This window comes from Kitasatospora sp. NPDC048545 (assembly GCF_040651155.1).
Lineage (GTDB): Bacteria > Actinomycetota > Actinomycetes > Streptomycetales > Streptomycetaceae > Kitasatospora.
Map to the genome: position 1 here is coordinate 40703 of NZ_JBEZIQ010000044.1, position 20547 is coordinate 61249.

General features: G+C 73.6%; 11 protein-coding genes. 8 read left to right on the forward strand and 3 right to left on the reverse strand.

What is annotated here, in order from left to right; all coding sequences use genetic code 11:
- The first annotated feature begins 1 nt into the window (after position 1).
- Both AB0D10_RS32805 and AB0D10_RS32810 read left to right on the forward strand, forming a co-directional pair.
- Positions 2-1783, forward strand: coding sequence for an FAD-dependent oxidoreductase (locus AB0D10_RS32805; RefSeq protein ID WP_360262609.1), 1782 nt, complete (start codon positions 2-4; stop codon positions 1781-1783).
- A complete protein-coding gene (locus tag AB0D10_RS32810; protein ID WP_360262610.1) occupies positions 1780-2727 on the forward strand; it encodes a formyl transferase in 948 nt (315 codons plus the stop codon). The genes AB0D10_RS32805 and AB0D10_RS32810 overlap by 4 nt, the downstream gene beginning before the upstream one ends.
- A 136-nt stretch (positions 2728-2863) precedes the next feature.
- Here the strand turns inward: AB0D10_RS32810 and AB0D10_RS32815 are convergent, their stop codons facing one another.
- The 3 genes from AB0D10_RS32815 to AB0D10_RS32825 are packed head-to-tail and all read right to left on the reverse strand — an operon-like array spanning position 2864 to position 6984.
- The gene (locus AB0D10_RS32815) at positions 2864-4018 is read right to left on the reverse strand and encodes a glycine amidinotransferase (RefSeq protein ID WP_360262611.1); all 1155 of its coding nucleotides are present in this window, start codon (positions 4016-4018) and stop codon (positions 2864-2866) included.
- A complete protein-coding gene (locus tag AB0D10_RS32820; RefSeq protein WP_360262612.1) occupies positions 4009-5658 on the reverse strand; it encodes an AMP-binding protein in 1650 nt (549 codons plus the stop codon). The genes AB0D10_RS32815 and AB0D10_RS32820 overlap by 10 nt, the downstream gene beginning before the upstream one ends.
- Positions 5659-5670: 12 nt before the next feature.
- The gene (locus AB0D10_RS32825) at positions 5671-6984 is read right to left on the reverse strand and encodes a peptide ligase PGM1-related protein (RefSeq protein ID WP_360262613.1); all 1314 of its coding nucleotides are present in this window, start codon (positions 6982-6984) and stop codon (positions 5671-5673) included.
- Between the two features lie 193 nt (positions 6985-7177).
- Between AB0D10_RS32825 and AB0D10_RS32830 the strand changes: the two genes are divergently transcribed.
- From AB0D10_RS32830 to AB0D10_RS32855, 6 genes are all read left to right on the forward strand, one after another.
- A complete protein-coding gene (locus AB0D10_RS32830; protein WP_360262614.1) occupies positions 7178-8329 on the forward strand; it encodes a GNAT family N-acetyltransferase in 1152 nt (383 codons plus the stop codon).
- A 44-nt stretch (positions 8330-8373) separates the two neighbouring features.
- A complete protein-coding gene (locus AB0D10_RS32835; RefSeq protein ID WP_360262615.1) occupies positions 8374-9186 on the forward strand; it encodes a methyltransferase domain-containing protein in 813 nt (270 codons plus the stop codon).
- A gap of 207 nt (positions 9187-9393) precedes the next feature.
- Positions 9394-11112, forward strand: a complete 1719-nt coding sequence (locus AB0D10_RS32840; protein ID WP_360262616.1) for an ABC transporter ATP-binding protein — start codon at positions 9394-9396, stop codon at positions 11110-11112.
- The gene (locus AB0D10_RS32845) at positions 11109-12863 is read left to right on the forward strand and encodes an ABC transporter ATP-binding protein (protein WP_360262617.1); all 1755 of its coding nucleotides are present in this window, start codon (positions 11109-11111) and stop codon (positions 12861-12863) included. Before AB0D10_RS32840 ends, AB0D10_RS32845 begins: the two co-directional genes overlap by 4 nt.
- Before the next feature lie 125 nt (positions 12864-12988).
- Positions 12989-13279, forward strand: a complete 291-nt coding sequence (locus AB0D10_RS32850) for an acyl carrier protein (protein WP_360262618.1) — start codon at positions 12989-12991, stop codon at positions 13277-13279.
- A 102-nt stretch (positions 13280-13381) separates the two neighbouring features.
- Positions 13382-20536: an amino acid adenylation domain-containing protein gene (locus AB0D10_RS32855; protein WP_360262619.1), complete on the forward strand. Its 7155-nt coding sequence runs from the start codon at positions 13382-13384 to the stop codon at positions 20534-20536.
- Positions 20537-20547: the final 11 nt, after the last annotated feature.

Below are 20547 nucleotides of genomic sequence, written 5' to 3' on the forward strand. Positions count from 1 at the left end.
CATGCCCATATTCGTAACCGGCCCGGTCAACCGCGAGGTGCGCGACCTGGTCGAGGACGGGACACACCCGCGGGACCGCCCGGGGCCCGTCACCGACGCCCGGCGTGCGGTCGTCGTGGCCGACGACGGCACGGACCCGGACGGGGAGGACACCCCCTCCGGCCGGAACCCGGTGACGGTGCGGGCGTTCGAGGCGGCCGCGCTCCCGGTCGGGCCGGCGGACGCCCCGTCACCGCTCGTCGAGGTCACCGGCTCACCGGCCCAGGCGTTCCTGACCGCGCTCCGGCACGCCGAGCAGCACGGCCGCCCGGACGGCGGGCAGACGGCGCTGCCGGAATCCCCCGTCCGGGACGTCGTCCTGGTCGGGGCCGGGGTCGTCAATCTGCTGACCGCCTGGCAGCTGGTCCGCGCCGGCCACCGGCTCCGGATCCTCGACGCGCGGCCCGATCCGCGGAGGGCGCTGCACTGGTCGGCGTACGGCTGCAGCCGGTCCGGCGGCGACGCCCGGATGTTCACCCTGACCGAGGCCGACGACTACCACGCCAGGAGCGCCGCCGACCGGCCGCTCGTCAACGGGGTGTTCCGCCGCTCCCTGGACGCCCGCGGCTGGAACGTGAAGGCGACGCCGTTCACGGCCGCGGAAGAGCACTGGATATCGGAATTCGAAAGCGTCCCGGGCTGGTTGGCCCAGATCTACCACGACGACATCATCTCGTTCAACCGGGAGAGCCACACGCTCTGGCATTCGCTCCGGCACGAATGCCCCGGGCTCTTCCGGGACGTGGGGTATTCGCCGGGCATTCTCCGGCTCTACACGGACGAGGCACAGCTGGAACAGTCGACGCGGCGCCACGTGACGCTCGGCGCGGTGCGTCGTGTCCTCGGCCCGGAGGCGCTCCGCCGGCGTCACCCCGGCCTCGACGGTGCGACCGACGAGCTGGTGGGCGGCCTGGAGGTGCCCGGGTTCACGGTCAACGTGCACTCCTTCATGGCCCGGTTGATCTCCTGGCTGGAGCGGGCCGGGGCGGTGTTCCGCTGGTCCACCCCCGTCGAAGGGCTGGAACGCGCCGCCGACGGACGGCTGCACGGCCTGCGCCTGCCCGACGGGTCGTTGACGGCCGACGGCTTCGTCATCTCCCCGGGGGCCTACGGCCGGAAGCTGCTGGCCGGCACCCGGTCTGCCGGCCGGATCCACGGTGTGCTCGGGGTCTGGATGGAACTGCCCGATCTGGAGCCGGAGTTGCGCCGGTCGTTGAAGATCGCCCGGCGCGGACACCCGGCCGAGGACGCGAACGTCACCCGGGCGACCGACGCGCACGGCCGCCCGCTCCTGGTCGTGGGATCCGGCTACGGCCACACCGGCGAGGACCCCGCCGACGTCGATCCCGCCGCGCTGGAGACGATGTTCGCCGCGGTCGAGGACACCTGTCGGCAGTTCTTCCCGAAGGCGTACGCCCTGGCCCGCGAGGACGGTTCGCTGCGCCGCAGCCGTCGGGTCTGCGTGCGTCCCTGGACCTCCGCCAACCTCGGCATCTTCGAGACGATGCCCACCACCGCCGGCGGGGTCGGTGTCATCACCGGTGGCCACAACACGGGCGGCTTCGCCCAGGCGCCGAGCGTGGCACAGGCCGTCGTCGCCGCCCTGAAGGGACGCCCGCACCCGATGCACGAGCTGTACCACCCGCAGCGCCTGGACCGCTTCCTCCGGCCCGCCCGGTACCGCCCGGCCGCGGAGCCGTTGCTGACGCCCGCCGTCCTGCCCGGTGGTCGGGGGCTGCGATGAGGCTGGAGCGGCGCAACGGCAACGAGTGGCATCGCACCGGGCACGCCGGAGACGCCGGAGACGCCGGGGATGCCGGGGACACCCTGGGCACCCCGGTTGCCCCCGGCGACCGGCTGCGGGTGGCCGTCCTGTGCTCGGACGACCCGCACCACCGCTACCTGGTCGCCCGGGTCGCGCGGGACCTGAACCTGGTCGGGGTCGTCGTCGAACCGGGCGCCGAGCAGCAGCGCCGGCTCTGGGCGCGGCGTGCCCGGACGGACGCGGTCGCCCGGGCGTACCAGGTCCGCCGCCAGCGGTGGACCGGCCGGTCGGCGTACCGGCGCCGGTACTTCGCCGCGCTGACGCCCCCGGTGGGTCCCGCGCCGGAGCGGGTCCTGCGGGTCGACTGGATCAACTCCCCGGAGGCCGTGGACTTCCTCGGAGGGCTGGCGCCGGACGTGACGGTCGTCTGCGGGACGACCTACCTCAGGCGCCCGGTCATCGAGGCCGGCGGTCTGATGATCAACATCCACGGGGGGTACCTCCCCCAGTACAAGGGCAACCACTGCGTCTTCTTCGCCTTCCTGCGCAAGGACTACCACCGCATCGGTGCCAGCCTGCACCTGGTCACCTCCCGGCTGGACGGCGGCGAACTGGTCGAGGTGGTCCGGCCGGAGATCCGGCCGCAGGACAACGACGAACACCTCTACGACCGTTCGGTGCACCTGGCGATCGACCGCCTGACGGAGATCCTCACCGTCTTCGAGGCTGGCGGCACCGTGCTGCGGACCGTCCCGCAGGAGGACACGGGGGAGACCTTCCGCCACCGCAGCCGCAAGCCGCACCTGGACCTGTGGGCCTGGCTTCGGATCCGGCTGGGGCTGGAACGGGTCCCGCACATCCCGCGCGAACAGCCGCCGTTCGACTGCCTGGTGCCGCGCGGCGCCCTGCGCCGGGACTCCTAGGGTCCGTCTCCACGCCCCGCCGTCCGCGGGCGGGGGTCCGAAGACGGGCCCCGGGTCCGGGCTGCCCGGGTTCGTCGGGCGCGGACGTTCAGGGGCGGTCCCGCCACGGGGCCGCCCCTGAACGGCTTTCCACGGCTCAGCCGAGGTAGTCCTCCAGCACCGAGCCACGGCGGACGGTGTCCAGGGTGAAGCAGTGCAGCCCGCCGCCGAACAGCCGGCGGTGCCGGTGGCGGACCGGGACGGCGGTGAAGCCGTGCCGCTCCAGGGTCCGCATCAGCTCCGGGCACGCCTCGTTCACCAGGACCGTCTCCGGGTCGACCGAGAGGACGTTGAGGTCGATGTACGGGCTGGTGAGCACCAGGTCGTCGTCGTCGTAGGACGGGAAGGCGTTGACCTCCGGCTCGGGCGCGAAGATCATGTCCCACTTGCGCAGCGGTTCGGGCAGCATCTCGGCGACCCGCGGCGTGCGCACCAGGAGGAGGCCGGGGCGCAGGGCCAGCACCATGCTGTCGATGTGGTTGTCCGTCATCGAGACACGGTGGATCCGGAACCGGCCCTCCAGGTGGCGTTCGAGCCAGTCCACGCCCAGGGCGTGGTTCTTCGTCGAGACGTTGATCATCAGGTCCCTGCCCAGGCGCAGGCACTGGGCGCCGTCGATCATCATCTCGAATCCCGTGTCGTACGGCGAGGCCGAGGGCTGCTTGATGAACTCGGCCGGTCCGCCGGGCGAGCGTTCGGCGTAGGACGGGTCGAAGGAGGCGTCCGTCATGATCGGCCGGGGCATCACCGTCCACCGGGCGCCCTGCTCGAAGTAGCCCTGGAACACCTTCTTCAGCAGCTGCGTCTCGAAGTACCGCGACCGGACCTGCGGCGGGGTCTCGATGATCTCGTCGCCGAGGATCAGGGTGTTGTCCCTGATGTTGAGCGGCGGCAGCACGGCGGCCGGCCAGGCCAGGGTCTCCACCTGGGAGACCTCGGCCAGCGGCATCGGCCGGTGCACCGTGACCGAGAGGGACTCCAGGGTCTGCGCGATGCCCTCGACGTCCTCGTTCAGCTCCTCCACGTACCGCCTCTTGATGGGCGACTGCACGCCCGCCTCCGGGCGCCCGCCGGCGCCGGGCGGGGAGATCACCGGGTAGTACTGTCGGTCGTAGAAGGACTTCTGTTCGGAGAGCTGGTCGTAGAAGAACAGCTTGAAGGAGAGTTCTGCCTCGTGCGTCGTGTAGTTCTCGGCGGACCCGACGATGACCTCCTGGAGCGGAGACCAACCGTCGTAGCTGTTCAGGCGCATGGGCCTGCCTCCTTCTGCGGTGGTTGTCCGGACACCCGGGCGGATCCGGGCCCGGTGGTGGTGGCGGTGGTGGAGTCGGTGGCCGTGGCCGTGGCCGTGGCGGGGCGCGGGGCCGCGAGCAGCCGGGTCAGGGTTCTCAGGGTGGGCGCGGCGAGGAACGCCGGCACGGAGAGGGCCACGCCGTACTCGGCCCTGACCCGCTGCAACAGCTGCATGACGCGGGCCGAGTCGCCGCCGTGGGCGAAGAACTGGTCCGGCAGCGCGGCGGTGTCACGGCCGAGCACCTCGCACCAGAGCGCGGCGACCCGGCGCTCCTGCGCGGTGCGCGGCACGTCGTCCGCCGGCTCCGCCGCCGGTGGTGCGGGCAGCCGGGAGCGGTCGAGCCGGCCGGCCGGATCCAGCGGCAGCCGCGGCAGCACCACGATCCGGTGCGGTACCGCGTAGTCGGGCAGTGCCCCGCGCAGGTACCGCAGCAACTCCTCCGGCACGGCAGCCTGCAGGCCGCGCGAGGTGGCGTACCCGATCAGGCGGCCGCCGGGCGGCGCCGCCGGGTCGGCCGACACGGCCGCGTGCCGGACCGTCGGATGGGCGCGCAGCAGCACTTCCGCCTCGGCCGGCTCGGGCCGGTACCGCGGCGCGGGTTCGACGAACAGCCCGGCGGTGGGGAAGTGCCGTGCCAGGTCCGCGGTTTCGCTGTCGGCGAGGGGGGAGCCCGCGGTCCTGTCGGCGTCGGCGTCGGCGTCGGCGTCGGCGACCGCCACGGCACGGAGCGCCGGCGCGGGCCCGCCGGCCGCCAGCTGGACGAGGAACAGCCGCAGCAGGTCGGGCGTGCAGTGCAGGACGGTGGCCCGCTGCCGGGCGAGGTCGCCCAGCAGGGTCGCCGGCGGGGCCGCGTACGGATTGACGACGTGCAGGCTCGCGCCGCTGAGCAGGGCGCCGAACAGCTCCGGGGCCGCGTCGTCCAGGGCGTGCCGGGCGATCAGCGGCACCCGGTCCTCGGGGGTGAGGCCCAGGCGTCCTGCGAAGCGGAGCGCCTGCGCCAGCAGTTCCCGGTCGGTCCGCGACGTGCCGTCCGGCCGGACGCAGGCGGGCGTCCCGGCGGTGTCCGGTGCCCCGGCGGTGTCCTGTACCCGCGCGGTGCCCGGTACCGCCGTGGTGTCCGGTGCCCTGGTCGTCGGGCCGGCCGGTCCGTCCCCGGTCGCCGGCACGCGCAGCACCGGTCGTCCCTCGGCCGCGCGTTCGGCTGCCCGGGCGTGGACGGCGTCGGTCAGGATCAGCGCCGGACCGGTGGCGGTGAGCGCGGCGCCCGACCGTGCCGCGGGTTCCTGCGGGTCGAGCGGCAGGTAGGCGGCGCCGGTCCTGAGCACCGCCAGGGCGGCGACGACCGACGCGATGTCGTGGCCGCACCAGAGCGCGACCAGGTCGCCGGGGCCGGCCGTGGACCGGATCCGGGCGGCCAGGGTCTCCGAGGCGACGTCCAGCTCGCGGTAGGTCAGGCTGCCGGAGGGGCCGTGCACGGCGGGCCGGTCGCCGAACCGGGCGACGGTCCCGAAGAACCGGTGGATCAGCGTCCCGTCCGGTCCCGGCGGTGCGGTGGCCGGCGGTCGGTCGCCGGGGTGTTCGGTCTGGTTCCGGGTCATGCTGCGCTCCTCTCAGGCGGGGATGAACAGCTCGCCGAGCCTCTCGTTGACCTCCCAGGCGTCGTCGAGGTCCGCCGCCACCGTGCAGTAGGTCGCGCCGCGCCGTTCCCGGTTGTAGCCGCTGACCACGATCACGCCGGTCCGGGTGGCCGGGTCGTAGGCCAGCCCCGCACCGGCGATGGCGTCGCGCATCGCCTCGAAGGACGGGGTGGCCCAGCCGCGTGGCCAGACGTTGGTGAGCAGGACCCGGTCCTTGGTGTAGCCCGGGCCCACCACGACCTCCCCGAGGACGTCGTAGGCATGCGTCGAGCTGGTGATCCGGCCGTTCCACTCGGTGAAGAGCACCTGGCGGTCCGGGGTGATGATCGCGTCCGCGCTCAGCCGGCCCCGGTAGCCCATGGCGTGCAGCGGCGCGCACACCTTCCGTCCGCCGGCGATCAGCGCGGCCTGGAGTTCGGCGTCGAGTTCGGGCGGTGTCACCTCGGCCAGGTAGCGCGGGGCGTGCATCAGTTCGCCGATCCCGCCGAAGACGACCTCCTCGTCCTCGATGGAGAACTCGGCGTAGTAGGCGCGACTGTCGTTGAAGTACCGTTCGACGACCAGCAGATGGGCACCGTCGTCGGTGAGCCAGGACCAGTTCTCCGTCAGGTGGCGGCGCACCGCCGCCCGGTCGGTCAGTCGCACGGTCCGCCGCGCGCCGACCGGCCGCATGCCGTCGACCGGGCTGAGCACCTCGTTGCCCCCGCCGCCGGCGCCGTACTCGAGCTTCACCATCGCACTGTGGCCCCGCTCGATCAGCCTGGTGACGGCCTCCTCGGCGGCCCGGAGGTCCGCGCACACCGCGCCCTCCGGCAGGGGAGCCCCCGCGCCCGCGGCCGCCGCGCGGAAGACCGCCTTGCTGGTCACCACGGCGCCGCCGCCCTGGTCGACGAACGCGTACCCGGGCAGTGCCGAGCGGGCCCGCAGCCGGTCGGCCAGCACCGCCACCGAGGTGTGCGGCCACATCGCGAACACCTCGTCCACCGGTCGCCCGTCGAGTGCGGCCAGCACCTCGACGGCCAGCTGCGGATCGCTGATCTGCTCCCCGGTGAGCATTCCGGCACTCGACGAGGATTCCCTCGGCGGAACCACGACGGTGAGCGTTTCCCGGTCGACTCCGGTGTGCGCGGTCACGTATTGCAGGAATTCCTCCTCCGGAGCTTCCGGAAGGACCAGGACGTCGTGGTTCCGGGCGAACCAGACGAAGTGGTTGACCCACCAGATGGCACCGTCGGCGTGCTTTCCCAGGTTTTCGTCCCAGTCGTTGCCTATGAGAACCCTTGCCATCTCAGCCCTCTCTGGAAACCATGGCGGATGAATGACCGTCAGTTCGATTTCCGCCCCGTCGGATGATGTCACAGAAGGTCCGGCGTGCAAGCGCGTGCACATTCGGTCCCGCGACGGTCCGGCGCGCATTCCGCGGGCGATTGCACCACCGTCGGCCGGTGGGTCCGGCAATTCACGAGGGGATTTCGTCACGATGCAGGTACGGGTGCACGACACGCTCGCGGCAGTTCCGGCCGCGGACTGGGCGACGGTGGCCGCCGGGGGCGGGCTGTACGCCTCCCACGCGTGGCTGACCCTCGTCGAACAGGAGACACCGGGCCGGTGCCACTACCTGCTGGCCCACGACGGCGCCGGGCCGGCCGGAGCGCTGCCGGTCTACCTGACGGCCCGGGAGCCCAACCCCTACTACGACCCGGGATCGGTCTTCCGCATGGCCGCCCCGGGCCGGGACGGCCGGTACTGCCTGGCCGGCAGCCGCAGCGGCTACCGCAACCGGATCCTGCTGGCCGACCGGCTCACCGAGCCGGAACGGCGCGCCACCGTCGCCGCGCTGCTCGACCGGCTGGCCGGCCTCGCCGCGGCGCAGGGACAGGAACACGCGTACCTCCTGTACCTCGACGCTCCCGGCCTGCACCAGGTCGGCGGGTACGCCGAGGATGTCGAGCCGGTGCTCAGCTACAGCGGCGACGCCTGGCTCGACGCTCCCGGCAGCGGCTTCGAGGACTACCTCGCCGCCCTCACCGCCACCCGGCGCAAGACGACCCGCAAGGAGCTCCGGCGCTTCGCCGAGCGGGGCCTCGACACGGTCCGGCTCGACCCGTCCGGGCGGCCCGGGCTGATCGCGCGGTTCGCCCGGCTGGGCAACGAGAAGTACGGGATCGAGGAGGACGAGGCCCGGCTGCGCGACCGTTTCGAGCGGCAGAGCGCGGCCCTCGACGGCAACGGTGTGCTGTTCGTCTGCCGGCGCGGGCCGACGGCCGTGGGGATGGCGCTCGCCTACCGGTGGGGGGAGTGGCTCTACCTGCGGGCCTCCGGGTTCGACCACGATGCCGCGGCCGGGGCCTATCCCTACTTCAACGTGGTGATCTACGAGCCGCTCCGGTACTGCTACGAGGCCGGTCTGCGCGGTCTCCACCTGGGCTCGGGATCCCACGACGCCAAGGCCGCGCGCGGCGCCCGCATCGGACCGCTCGCCTCGGTGGCGCTGCCCGCGGCGGGCACGGCTCGCAGCGATCCGGCCGCGCCCACCGCGCGGCCCGGCGTACGGCGGTACTGGGAACAGCAGTTCACGGCCCTGCCGCACCTGCTGGACCGGGAGCTGTGGCGACCGTGGCTCGGCCGCTGACGCCGGGGCGGACCGCAGGGACGGGACACGACGGAGGGGCGCACATGCCGCAGGGAACGGACACCCCGGAAGGGGCCGACGTGGAGGAGAGGACGCCGATGGAGGAGAGGACGCCCATGGAGGAGCCCGGCTGGGACGCCGACCAGGCCGCCCGGTACGACGCGGAACACGCCCGGATCGACACCCCGCTCACCGTCTCCTATCTCGCCGAACTGGCGGCCGGCGCAGACGTGCTGGAGTTCGGCGTCGGCACCGGCCGGCTGGCCGTCCCGCTGGCGGGAAAGGTCCGCAGCGTGCTGGGCGTCGACAGCTCGGCGGAGATGCTGGCGGCGGCCCACAGGACGCCGCTGCCGGGAAACCTGACCCTGGTGCGGGGCGACGCGCAGGACTGGACCACCGACCGGCGCTTCGGCCTGGTGCTCTGCGTCTACAACCTGCTGCTGCACTTCACCACCCAGGAGTCCCAGCTCGCGGTGGTGCGCAACGCCGCCGCCCACCTGGCGCCCGGCGGCAGCCTGGTCGTGGAGAACCTGCACCCGCCGCTGCGGGCCCTGGAGGACGGCGAACGGATCAGCGCCCTGCAGCTGGCCGGAACCGGCATGGGGATCAGCACCCAGCGGTTCGACTGGAAGTCGCTGCTGCTGGACCAGAGCGTGCTCTACGTGGACGAGGGCGGTCACCGGGTCCGGCGGTTCACCCAGCGGATGCTGCTGCCGTCCGAACAGGACCTGATGGCCCGGCTGGCCGGGCTGCGGCTGGTCAAACGGATCGCCAACTGGCGCGGCGGCTCCTGGCGTGCCGACTCCAGCGGTCCGGCCGCCAGCAACGTCATCTCCGTCTACCGCCGGACGGATTGAACCCGAACCGGCGGGGCCGTACCGGGGCGGCGCCGTTCAACCGAGAACACCTGACAGTTGAACGCGCGCCGTCAGGACCCGCCCGGGCCTCGGGCCGCGGACCTTGGACGATGGACAAACCGCGTGCGGTCCGAGGTTAATGGCCCTGCCGACGAACCGAGATGGAGGCGCACGTGTGGGGCAGGCTTCACCTGGCAGGGCTGAGCGGTGCGTGACTTCTTCGACCGGGAACCCGGGGTACCCGACCTGCGCGGCCCGTGGCGGTACCTGCTGCGGATGGCCGTCCGCCACCGCCGGGTCCTGTTGCTGGACTGCCTCGGCAACATCCTGTGGGCGGCCGGGCTCGGGCTGACGCCCGCCGTGATCGGGCAGGCCGTCAATCAGGGCCTGGTCGCCAAGGACCAGGGCGCACTGGTCGGTTGGGGACTGGCCGTGCTCGGGGCAGGGGTGCTCTCCGCGCTGTCGGCGATGTCCGTGGAACGCCTGGAGACCCGGCTGCGGGTCGAACCGGCGTACGAGACCATGCGGTTCGTCACCGCCAAGGCCTGCGAGCTGGGCGCCGCGGTCGGGCGCAAGGTCTCGGCCGGTGACCTCGTCACCGTCGGCGTCTCCGACATCGGCCTGATCGGCCAGACCCTGGAGGTCGGTGCCCGCGGCGTGGGCGGCGTGGTCGGCTTCGTCGCCGTCGCGGTGTTCATGCTGGTCGCCTCCTGGCAGGTCGGCCTGCTGGTGCTGGTCGCGGTGCCGGTGATGCTCGTGGTCACCACCCGCCTCGCCCGGGTGCTGCGCGAACGGCAGGGCCGGCTCCGCACCCGCCAGCGCGAACTCACCGACCAGGCCGTCGACATCGTGCGCGGTCTGCGCGTGCTGCGCGGGATCGGCGGCGAGGACCTGTTCGCCGCCCGCTACCGGGAGGGCTCGCAGCGTCTGCGGGCCACCGCGCTCCGGCAGGGCCGCGCCTCGGCGGTGCTCGGCGCCACCAGGACCTTCCTGCCGAGCCTGCTGCTGGCCGGCGTGGTGGCACTGGCCGGCGAACTCGTCCTGGACCAGAAACTGAGCGCCGGGCAGATGGTGGCCTTCTACGGCTACGCCACCTACCTGGTGATCCCCACCAACCAGATCACCTTCGCCGTCTCCAAGGCCATGCAGGGCCACGTCGCCGCGGAGAACGTCGTCCGGTTGCTCCGCACGGAACCCGACCTCGACCCCGGCCCGGACACCGGCGCCGTGCCCGTCCCCGGCCCGCTCGCCGACCCCGACTCCGGCCTGCGGGTGCCCGCCGAGGGGCTGACCGCCGTCGTCGGCTCCCCCGCCGACGCGGTCACCCTGGCCGACCGGCTGGGACGCCACACCGACTCCGGGACCACCTACGCCGGACGGAGGCTCACCGAGCTGCCGCTGGCCCGGGTCCGCGAGCGGATCCTGGTCGTCACCGCCGAGGACCACCTGTTCGCCGGGTCGCTGCGCCGAGAACTCGACACGGCGGACCGGCCGCCGGGCACCGACTCCGACGACCGCCTCTGGGCGGCCGTCGACGCAGCGGCCGCCCGGGACATCGTCGAGGCCCTGCCGGACGGGCTCGACACCGAGATCGCCGCCGGGGGGCGGGAGTTCTCCGGCGGCCAGCAACAGCGCCTGCGGCTGGTCCGCGCGCTGCTGGCCGACCCGGAGGTGCTGATCCTGATCGACCCGACCAACGCCGTCGACGCGCACACGGAGAACAGGATGGCCGAAGGCATCGCACGACTGCGCCGGGGCAAGGCCACCGTCGTGTTCACCACCAGCACCGTGCTGCTCCACCGGGCCGACCACGTCGCCCTGGTCCTGGACGGCAGCGTCGCGGCGGAGGGCTCGCACCGGGCGCTGACGGCCGACCCGCGCTACCGCGAACTGGTCGAGCGCCGGGCGGAGGCGGAGGCGGCATGAGCGACCTGCCCGTCGCCACCACACGCGAACTCGCCGCGTACGCACGGCGCGCCGTCCTCGCCCACCGGGGCGAATTCGCCCTGGTGGTCGGTCTCCAGGCGCTCGCCGCCGTCGCCGGACTGTTCGCCCCCTGGCTGCTCGGCACCCTGGTGGCCGACGTCACCCACGGCCACGACACCGTGCTGCGCCTGGTCCTGCTGATCCTCGGATGCCTGGCCGCGCAAGCCGTGCTGGTCCGGCTCGCCGAGTACGCGGCGGCCAGGCTCGGTGAGAAGGTCCTGGCCGACCTGCGCGAGGACTTCGTCACCGACCTGCTGGCCCTGCCGCCGGAGACCGTGGAGGACACCGACGCCGGCGACCTGATCACCCGCACCACCCGCGACATCGACCAGCTCTCCGGCGCCATCCGGTCCGCGATCCCGGCCACCATGACCTCGGTCGGCATCGTCTGCTTCACCCTGGGCGCCCTCCTGCTGATCAGCCCGCTCCTGCTGCTGCCCTGCCTGCTCTCGGTGCCGGTGCTCTACGGCGCCGGCCGCTGGTACCTGCGCCGGGCACACCAGGGCTACCTGCGTCAGGCGGCCACCTACTCCCGGCTGACGGAGAGCCTGGCCGAGACGGTCGAGGGCGCCCGCACGGTCGAATCGCTGCGGCTGGCCGCCCGCCGGATGGACGAGGTCGACGAGTCCATCGCCGCCTCCTACGCCGCCGAGCGCCACACCCTGCGGCTGCGCAACGTCTTCCTCCCGCTCTGCGACACCAGCTACGCCCTGCCGGTGGCCGCCATGCTGATCTTCGGCGGCACGCTCTACCTGCACGGCACGGTCTCGCTCGCCGCCGTCACCGCCGGCACCCTGTACGCGTCCCAACTGCTCAATCCGCTGGACCAGTTGATGTTCTGGCTGGACTCGCTGCAGTCGGCCGCCGCCGCGCTCGCGCGGTTGCTGGGGCTGTCGCGGTTCCGGCAGCCGGCCGTGGCGGCCGCCACCGCGGGCACCGGGCGCAGCGCCGGCGGCCGGCGGGACGCCGAGGTCCCGGACATCGAGGTCCGCGACCTCCGCTACGCCTACCAGCCGGGCCGGGACGTGCTGTGCGGGATAGACCTGACGATCCGCCAGGGGGAGTGGCTGGCCGTGGTCGGCCCCTCCGGCGCCGGCAAGTCGACGCTGGCCAAGTTGCTCGCGGGGATCTACACCCCGCACGGCGGAGGCATCACGGTGGGCGGCCGGGAGGTCGCGGGCCTCGCCCCCGCCGATCGGCGCGGCACGGTCGCCCTGGTGACCCAGGAGCACCACGTCTTCAGGGGCACCCTGCGCGACAACCTCACCATCGCCCGCCCGGACGCCGGTGACGAGGAGATCGCCGACGCCCTGCGCGCCGTCGACGCCTGGGAGTGGGCCGAGGAGCTGGGAGTGGACGGCGTGGTCGGCCCCGGCGGTCAGGCGCTCGACCCGGCGAAGGTGCAGCAACTGGCCCTCGCCCGCCTGCTCCTGGCCGACCCGGACATCCTCGTCCTGGACGAGGCGACCTCGCTGCTGAACCCGCGGGCCGCCCGGCACCTGGAGCGATCCCTGGCCGCCGTCACCACCGGCCGGACGGTGGTCGCCGTGGTCCACCGTCTGCACACCGCTCAGGACGCCGACCGGATCGCGGTGCTCGACGACGGCCGGATCGCCGAGTTCGGCACGCACGAGGAACTGCTCGCCAAGAACGGCGTCTACGCGAGCCTCTGGTGCGCCTGGCAGGGCTAGGCGCGGCCGGGGGACGCGTCCGCTCCCGGGCCGCCGACACGCGACCCGAGAGTGCGCGCCGCCCGAATTCCTGTCGAGAAATCCGTCTGCCGGAGAACGTCGTAGGGGAGGGGGTGATTTTCCCAATGAGCCAGCGGATACTGGAGGACGTACGGGCGGCCTGGTGTGATGTCTTCGGGTCGGCCCCGGACGAGCCCGAGCGCGATTTCTTCGACTGCGGCGGCAATTCCCTTCTGGCCATCCGGCTGCAGCGGGCCCTTCTCACGCGGACCGGGGCGGCGCTCACCGTCGCGGAACTCCTGCGGCACCGGACGATCGGTGCGCAGGCCGCGTACATCGGAAGCACCGGGCCGGTCGGTTCCGGGCCGGATTCCGGGTCCGGCCCGCGGGCCGACGAGTCCGGCCGGGCCGATTGACGGGGCGGGCCCTTCGAGTCGCCCGGATCGACACCGGTCCGGGCCGGGTCGACATCGGATCGCGTCGAACCGGATCACGTTGAATCGGACCAGGGGGAAAAGATGCCGAACGATGTCCTGCTACCGGCCTCCTTCGCTCAGCAACGACTCTGGTTCCTGGACCAGTTGGCCCCGGGAGGCACCGAGTACCTGATCCCCTCGGTGCTGCGGCTGACCGGGGACCTGGACGTCGCGGCGCTGTCCGCCGCGGTCGCCGACCTGGTCGCCCGGCACGAGTCGCTGCGGACCGTCCTCCGGGAACGGGACGGCAGGCCCGGCCAGCTCGTGCTCGCCCCCGAGCCGGACGTCCTGCGGGTGGTCCGTGCACCGGCCGGCCCGGGGGAGGCCGCGGCGACGGCGACGGCCCCGATGGATCTTCGGCGCGGTCCGCTGTTCCGTGCCGTGCTGTACCGGCAGGGCCCGGCCGAGCACCTGCTCGTGCTGACTTTCCATCACATCGTCGCCGACGGATGGTCGGTCGGGATCGTGGTCGAGGAGCTGAGCCGGCTGTACGCCGCGCACCGCGCGGGCCAGAAGGCCGATCTGCCGGAACTCCCCATCCAGTACCCGGACTTCGCCATCTGGCAGCGGGACTCCCTGGACGGGCCGGTGCTGACGGGGCAACTCGCGCACTGGACCGCCCGACTGGCCGGACTGGCCACGCTGGAGCTGCCCGCCGACCGGCCCCGGCCCGCGGTCCGGTCGCCGCGCGGCGACACGCTCGCCTTCCACATTCCCGCCGACCTGGCAGGACGGCTCAAGGAGCTGTTCCGGGCCCACCGGGTCACGCCGTTCATGGGCCTGCTGGCGGCCTTCCAGGTGCTGTTGGCCCGCTACACCGGCCAGCACGACATCGCGGTGGGGACACCGGTCGCCGGACGCAACCGGTCCGAGACCGAAGGGCTGGTCGGCTTCTTCGTCAACACCCTGGTCCTGCGGACGGACCTCGGTGAGGACCCGTCCTTCGCCGAGCTGCTGGCGAAGGTCCGGGAGACGGCGCTGGCCGCCTACGACCACCAGGACCTCCCGTTCGAGCGGCTGGTCGAGCACCTCGCCCCCGAACGCGACCTCGCCCGGACCCCGCTGTTCCAGACCATGTTCAACCTGCAGGACACCCGGGCGGCCGGGCCCGGCTGGGACCTTCCCGGGATCGCCGTCAGCGCGGAACCGCTCGGTCTGGACGTCGCCAAGTTCGACCTGTCGATGGAACTCGCGGAGACCGACGCCGGATTCACCGGGATCCTGGAGTACGCCACCGACCTGTTCGACCGGACCACCGTCGAACGGATGGCCGGCCACTACCTCACCCTGCTGGCCGGTGCGGCGGCCGACCCGGCCTGCGCCGTCTCCCGGCTGCCCCTGCTCACCGCCCCCGAGGAACACCGGCTGATCAGCGACCTGAACCGGACCGCGGTGACCTACCCGGACACCCGGGTGCACGAGCTGGTGGCAGCCCAGGCGGCGCGGACGCCGGACCGGACGGCCGTCCGGTGCGGCGATCGCGCGCTGACCTACCGCGAGCTCGACGGGCCGGCCGACCGACTCGCGCAGCGGCTGGTCCGGGCCGGCGTCGGGCCGGACACCCTGGTCGGCCTCTGCCTGGACCGCAGCCCCGAGCTGGTCGTGGCGCTCCTGGGCGTCCTCAAGTCCGGCGGTGCCTACGTCCCGCTGGACCCGGACCACCCGCGCGACCGGCTGGGGGTCCTGCTGGCCGACATCTCCGCCCCGGTCGTCGTCACCCGGCGGCACCTGGTCGAGCGGATCCCCGTCCGGGCCGGTCAGGTCGTGCTCTGCCTCGACGACGACGGCCCGGCCGCCGACACCGCCGACACCGCCGGCCAGCCGGCCGCCGCTCCGCCGCGCCGGTCCGCGCCCGGCGACCTGGCCTACGTCATCCACACCTCGGGCTCCACCGGCACGCCCAAGGGCGTCCAGACCGGGCACGGCAACCTGGTCAACGGCCTGCTCGCGATGCAGGAGATCCTGCGGCTGGGACCGGACGACCGGCTGCTGGCGGTCGCCCCGTACACCTTCGACCCGTCCGGCATCGACCTGCTGCTGCCCCTGGTGTACGGCGCCCAGGTGCACCTCGCGACCCGTGAGGAGACCACCGCGCCCGCCCGGCTCGCCGAGCTGCTCACTGCTCGGGGGATCACCGTTCTGCAGGCCACCCCACCGCTGTGGAGGCTGGTCGTCGAGGAGATGCCCGACCTCTCCGACCGCCTGCACGTCCTGCTCGGAGGGGAGGCGCTCGACCCCCGGCTCGCGGCCGTCACCCGCCCCAAGGTCCGCCGGCTCACCCACCTGTACGGGCCGACCGAGACCACCATCTGGACGCTGGGCGCGGACGTCGCACCGGAGCGCGTGTCGGATCCGGTGATCCCGATCGGCACACCGATCGCCAACACCCGGGTGTACGTGCTGGACCGGAACCTGAACCCGGTGCCGGTCGGGGTGCCCGGCGAACTGTACGTGGCCGGGGCCGGGCTGTCCCGCGGCTTCCTCAACCGCCCGGCGCCCACGGCGGAGCGATTCGTGGCCTGCCCGTACGGTGCGCCCGGGGAGCGGATGTACCGTACCGGCGACCTGGCCCGCCGCCGGGCGGACGGGAACCTGGAGTTCCTCGGCCGCACCGACAAGCAGGTGAAGATCCGCGGTGTCCGGATCGAGCCGGGCGAGGTCGAGGCGGCCCTGCGCGCCGGCGGGCTGGTCGGTGACGCGGTCGTGATCGCGCGCGAGCACGCACCGGGGGACCGGCGGCTGGTCGCGTACGTGACACCCGCCGAACCCGGTGGCGGGGTCGACCTGCCCGGGCTGCGGCGACGGGTGGGCCGGCAGCTGCCGGCCCACCTGCTCCCGGCGCACACGGTGGTGATCGACGCGGTGCCGCTGACGGTCAACGGGAAGGTGGACCGGCGGGCACTGCCGGCCCCGGACTGGTCGCGACCGGAGACCGGCCGGACGTACGTGACGCCGGCCGGACCGGTCCAGCAGTCGATCGCCCGCGTCTGGGAACAGGTCCTGGGCGTCGAGCGGGTCGGCGGCGAGGACAACTTCTTCGAACTCGGCGGCCATTCCCTCCTCGCCACCCGGGTGGTCTCCCAGCTGCGCCGTGAGTTCGGGGACGCCCTCGGTGTGCAGAGCGTCTTCGCCGCGCCGACGGTGGCCGCACTGGCGGAGATCGTGACCGCGACCGGCGGGTCGGGCCCGGGCGCCGGCCCGCTGCCGGGCATGCCGCCGATCCGGCAGGTGCCGAGGAACGGACCGCTGCGCGCCTCCTTCGCCCAGGAACGGCTCTGGCTGCTGGACCAACTCGTCCCCGACAGCGCCGAGTACGTCGTCCTGCGGATGCTGCGGCTCACCGGCGCACTGGACGCGGACGCCCTGGAGCGGGCCCTCGCCGAACTCGTCGCCCGGCACGAGGTGTTGCGCACCCGGTTCGAGGCCGAGGACGGTGTTCCCGTCCAGGTGATCGAGCGGTCCGCCGCCCCCGCGATGCCGCTGACCGACCTGAGCGGGCTGCCCGTCGAACGGGCCGAGGCCGAGGTGTCGGCCGCCATCGCGGCCGAGAGCGCCGAACCCTTCGACCTGGGCGTCGCCCCGCTGCTGCGCGCGCGGCTGCTGCGGGTCCGGGCCGACGAACACGTCCTGGTCCTCGCGGTGCACCACATCGCCGTCGACGCCTGGGCCATGGGCCTGCTCAACCGTGAACTCGCAGTCCTCTACGCGGCGTTCCGCCGGGGCCAGCCGTCCCCTCTGGAGGCACCGGCGATCCAGTACGCCGACTTCGCGGCGTGCCAACGGGACTGGCTGCGTGGTGAGGTGCTGGATGGCCAACTGGACTACTGGCGGCGACAGTTGAGCGGCCTCACGCCGCTGGAGCTGCCCACCGACCGGCCGCGCCCGGAAGTCCGCTCCGGCTGCGGGGCGAGTCACGGGTTCACGCTGACGGCGGAGCTGACCGCGGCACTGAACGCGCTCTCCCGCCGCGAGGGCGCGACGCCGTTCATGACCCTGCTCGCCGCCTTCCAGGCCCTGCTGTCCGGCTACGCCGGCCAGGACGACATCGCCGTCGGCACCCCGATCGCCAACCGCCACCGGGCCGACACCGAAGGGCTCGTCGGGTTCTTCGTCAACACGCTCGTGCTCCGCGCGGACCTCGCGGGGAACCCCTCGTTCACCGGGTTGCTCGCCCAGGTCCGGGACACTGCGCTCGGCGCCTACGCGCACCAGGACCTGCCCTTCGAGCGCCTGGTGGAGGAACTGCGCCCGGACCGCGACCTCGGCCGCAACCCGCTGTTCCAAGTGCTGTTCACGTTCCAGAACACCCCGAGGACGCCGCTCACGCTCGACGGGGTCACCGTGGCGCCGGAGGAATGGGAACAGCAGGTCGCGAAGTTCGACCTGACGCTCTCGGTGCACGAGGCCGACGGCCGGCTGGACTGTGCGATCGAGTACAGCACCGACCTCTTCGAACCCGGCACCATCGCACGGATGGCCGGCCACTTCGGGACCCTGCTGGCCCGGGTGGCGGCCGACCCGGACCGCCCGCTCTCCGAACTGTCCGTCCTCACCGGGCCCGAGCGGCGGCAGCTGCTGGAGGAATGGACCGACACCGCCGCGTCCTACCCGGACGACCGCTGCGTCCACCAGCTGTTCGAGGACCGGGCCGCCCGCACGCCCGACGCCGTCGCACTGGTCGCGGGCGGCGCCGGGACGCCGTACGAGGAGCTGACGTACGACGGACTCAACCGGCGCGCGAACCGGCTCGCACACCACCTGAAGGCGCTCGGCGCCGGCCCGGATACCCTGGTCGGCGTCTGTCTGGAACGCGGTCCCGAACTGGCCGTGGCCCTGCTCGGCATCCTCAAGTCCGGCGCCGCCTACGTGCCCCTGGACCCGGTCCACCCCCGCGAGCGGCTGGCGGCCCTGGTGGCCGACAGCGGGGCGGCGCTGCTCGTCACCCGCCGGGAGCTCCGGGACGGGCTCGGCGTCGGCACCACGGCCGTCTGCCTGGACCGGGACGCGCCCGTCCTCGCCGCCTGCCCCGACCGGAACCCCGCACCGTCGGCCCGGCCCGGCGACCTCGCGTACGTGGTCCACACCTCGGGCTCCACCGGCACCCCCAAGGGCGTCGCCGTCGAGCACCAAGGCGTGACGGCCTACCTCTCCTTCGTCACCTCCCGCTACGGCGTCACCCCCGGCACCCGGGTCCTGCAACTGGCGTCCATCGGCTTCGACGCCTCGGTGCGGGACCTGCTCGGGCCGCTCAGCTGCGGAGCCACGGCCGTCCTCGCCCCGCACGACGGCCCGTTCGACCCGTCCGCGATCGCGGACTGCATCGAGCGCCACCGGGTGGAGGTGCTGCTCAGCACCGTCCCGTCCCAGCTACGGGCGCTCCTCGCGCTGCCCGAGGCCGAACACGCCCTGGCGCGGGTGCGGTTGACGGTGGCCAGCGGCGAGAGCCTGCGGCTCGCCGGGCAGCACGGGCGCCGTGTCCTGCCGGGCACCCTGGTCAACCAGTACGGGCCCACCGAGTGCACCATGACCAGCACCTACTGGCCCGCACCCGAGGACTGGGCGGAGCGCGCCGAGGACGTCGTCGGCCGGCCGATCGCCAACAAACGGGTGTACCTGCTGGACCGGTACCTGAACCCGGTGCCGGTCGGGATCCCCGGCGAGGTCTACATCGCGGGCGTCGGCCTGGCCCGCGGCTACTGGAAGCGCGCCGCGCCGACCGCGGAGCGGTTCGTCGCCTGCCCGTACGGTGCGCCCGGCGAGCGGATGTACCGCACCGGCGACCTCGCCCGGTGGCGGGCCGACGGGGACCTGGAGTTCCTCGGCCGCTCCGACGACCAGGTGAAGATCCGGGGCATCCGGGTCGAACCGGGCGAGGCGGAGGCCGCCCTGCGCGCCGCCGGGCCGATCGGTGACGTGGTGGTGCTGGCCCGGGAGGACGAACCGGGGGAGCGGCGGCTGGTGGCCTACGTGACGCCCGCCGAACCGGGCGGGCCGGTCGACGCGGCCGCGCTGCGGCGACGGGCCGGGCAGCGGCTGCCCGAGTACCTGGTGCCCGCCGTGGTGGTGGTCGACGCGCTGCCGCTGACGGTCAACGGGAAGGTGGACCGGCGGGCCCTGCCGACCCCGGACGGGTCGCGGCCGGACACCGGCCGGGCGTACGCGGCGCCGGCCGGACCGGTCCAGCGCACACTGGCCCGGGTCTGGGAGCAGGTCCTGGGGGTGGCGCGGGTCGGTGCCGACGACAACTTCTACGAACTCGGCGGCGACTCCGTCCTCAGCATCCGGGTCGTCCACCGGGCCGGCCGGCTGGGCATCCACCTCACCCCCCGGATGATGGTCCGCCACCAGACCATCGCCCGGATCACCGAGCACCTCGGGCGGGACGGCCTCGACGGCGCCGTCGGGACGGCCGGGCGCGGCACGGTCACCCCGTTGAACGACAGCACCTCCGCGCACGCCGTCTTCTGCTTCCCGGTGATCGCGGGCAACATCACCGGCTACGTCCCGCTGGCCCGCGCGCTGAGCGCCGACGCCCGGGTGCTCGGCGTCGAACTGTCCTGGTGGGACCGGCCGGACGCGGCGCACTGGCAGATCCCGGCCATGGCCCGCAGCTGCTGCGAGGCGATCCTCGACAGCCGCCCCGACGGGCCCCACCTGCTGGTGGGCTGGTCCTTCGGCGCGGTCCTGGCGCTGGAGACGGCCCGGTTGCTCCACGCGGGCGGGCACACCGTACGGGTCGTCGCCCTGGACGGCATCCTGCCGACGGCCGAGTACCGGGAGGGCGTGCGCGGGAACATCGCGGCGATCGACGGTCTGCTGGCCCGGCTCGCGGAAGGGCACGCCGCGGCCGGGCTGCCGGAGGACGTGGCCGCAGGACTCACGGAGCTGAACATCCCGCCGGAGCTGCACGAGGTCTCCGGCGACGACCTGGTGCGCCACCTGACCGTGATGCGGGGCATCGGGACCGCCCTCCTCGGGTACGCCCCCGCACCGGTGGAGTTCCCCGTCACCCTGTACGAGGCGCAGCACCGCCGGCTGCCGGACTGGATCGGGAGCACGATCCGGGAGACCTGGCAGCCGTACGTGCCGGACCTGGACGTGCTCGGAACGCCGGGCGACCACTACTCGTTCCTGCGCTACCCGATCGTGCGCTCGCTCGCGGACGGCCTCCGGGGGACCGTCCGCGACCACGGCTGACGCCGTCGGCG

Coding starts and splice junctions, on each gene's coding strand:
- AB0D10_RS32805 (WP_360262609.1), top strand. CDS start 2: ATGCCCATATTCGTAACCGGCCCGGTCAACCGCGAGGTGCGCGACCTG.
- AB0D10_RS32810 (WP_360262610.1), top strand. CDS start 1,780: ATGAGGCTGGAGCGGCGCAACGGCAACGAGTGGCATCGCACCGGGCAC.
- AB0D10_RS32815 (WP_360262611.1), bottom strand. CDS start 4,018: ATGCGCCTGAACAGCTACGACGGTTGGTCTCCGCTCCAGGAGGTCATC.
- AB0D10_RS32820 (WP_360262612.1), bottom strand. CDS start 5,658: ATGACCCGGAACCAGACCGAACACCCCGGCGACCGACCGCCGGCCACC.
- AB0D10_RS32825 (WP_360262613.1), bottom strand. CDS start 6,984: ATGGCAAGGGTTCTCATAGGCAACGACTGGGACGAAAACCTGGGAAAG.
- AB0D10_RS32830 (WP_360262614.1), top strand. CDS start 7,178: ATGCAGGTACGGGTGCACGACACGCTCGCGGCAGTTCCGGCCGCGGAC.
- AB0D10_RS32835 (WP_360262615.1), top strand. CDS start 8,374: ATGCCGCAGGGAACGGACACCCCGGAAGGGGCCGACGTGGAGGAGAGG.
- AB0D10_RS32845 (WP_360262617.1), top strand. CDS start 11,109: ATGAGCGACCTGCCCGTCGCCACCACACGCGAACTCGCCGCGTACGCA.
- AB0D10_RS32850 (WP_360262618.1), top strand. CDS start 12,989: ATGAGCCAGCGGATACTGGAGGACGTACGGGCGGCCTGGTGTGATGTC.
- AB0D10_RS32855 (WP_360262619.1), top strand. CDS start 13,382: ATGCCGAACGATGTCCTGCTACCGGCCTCCTTCGCTCAGCAACGACTC.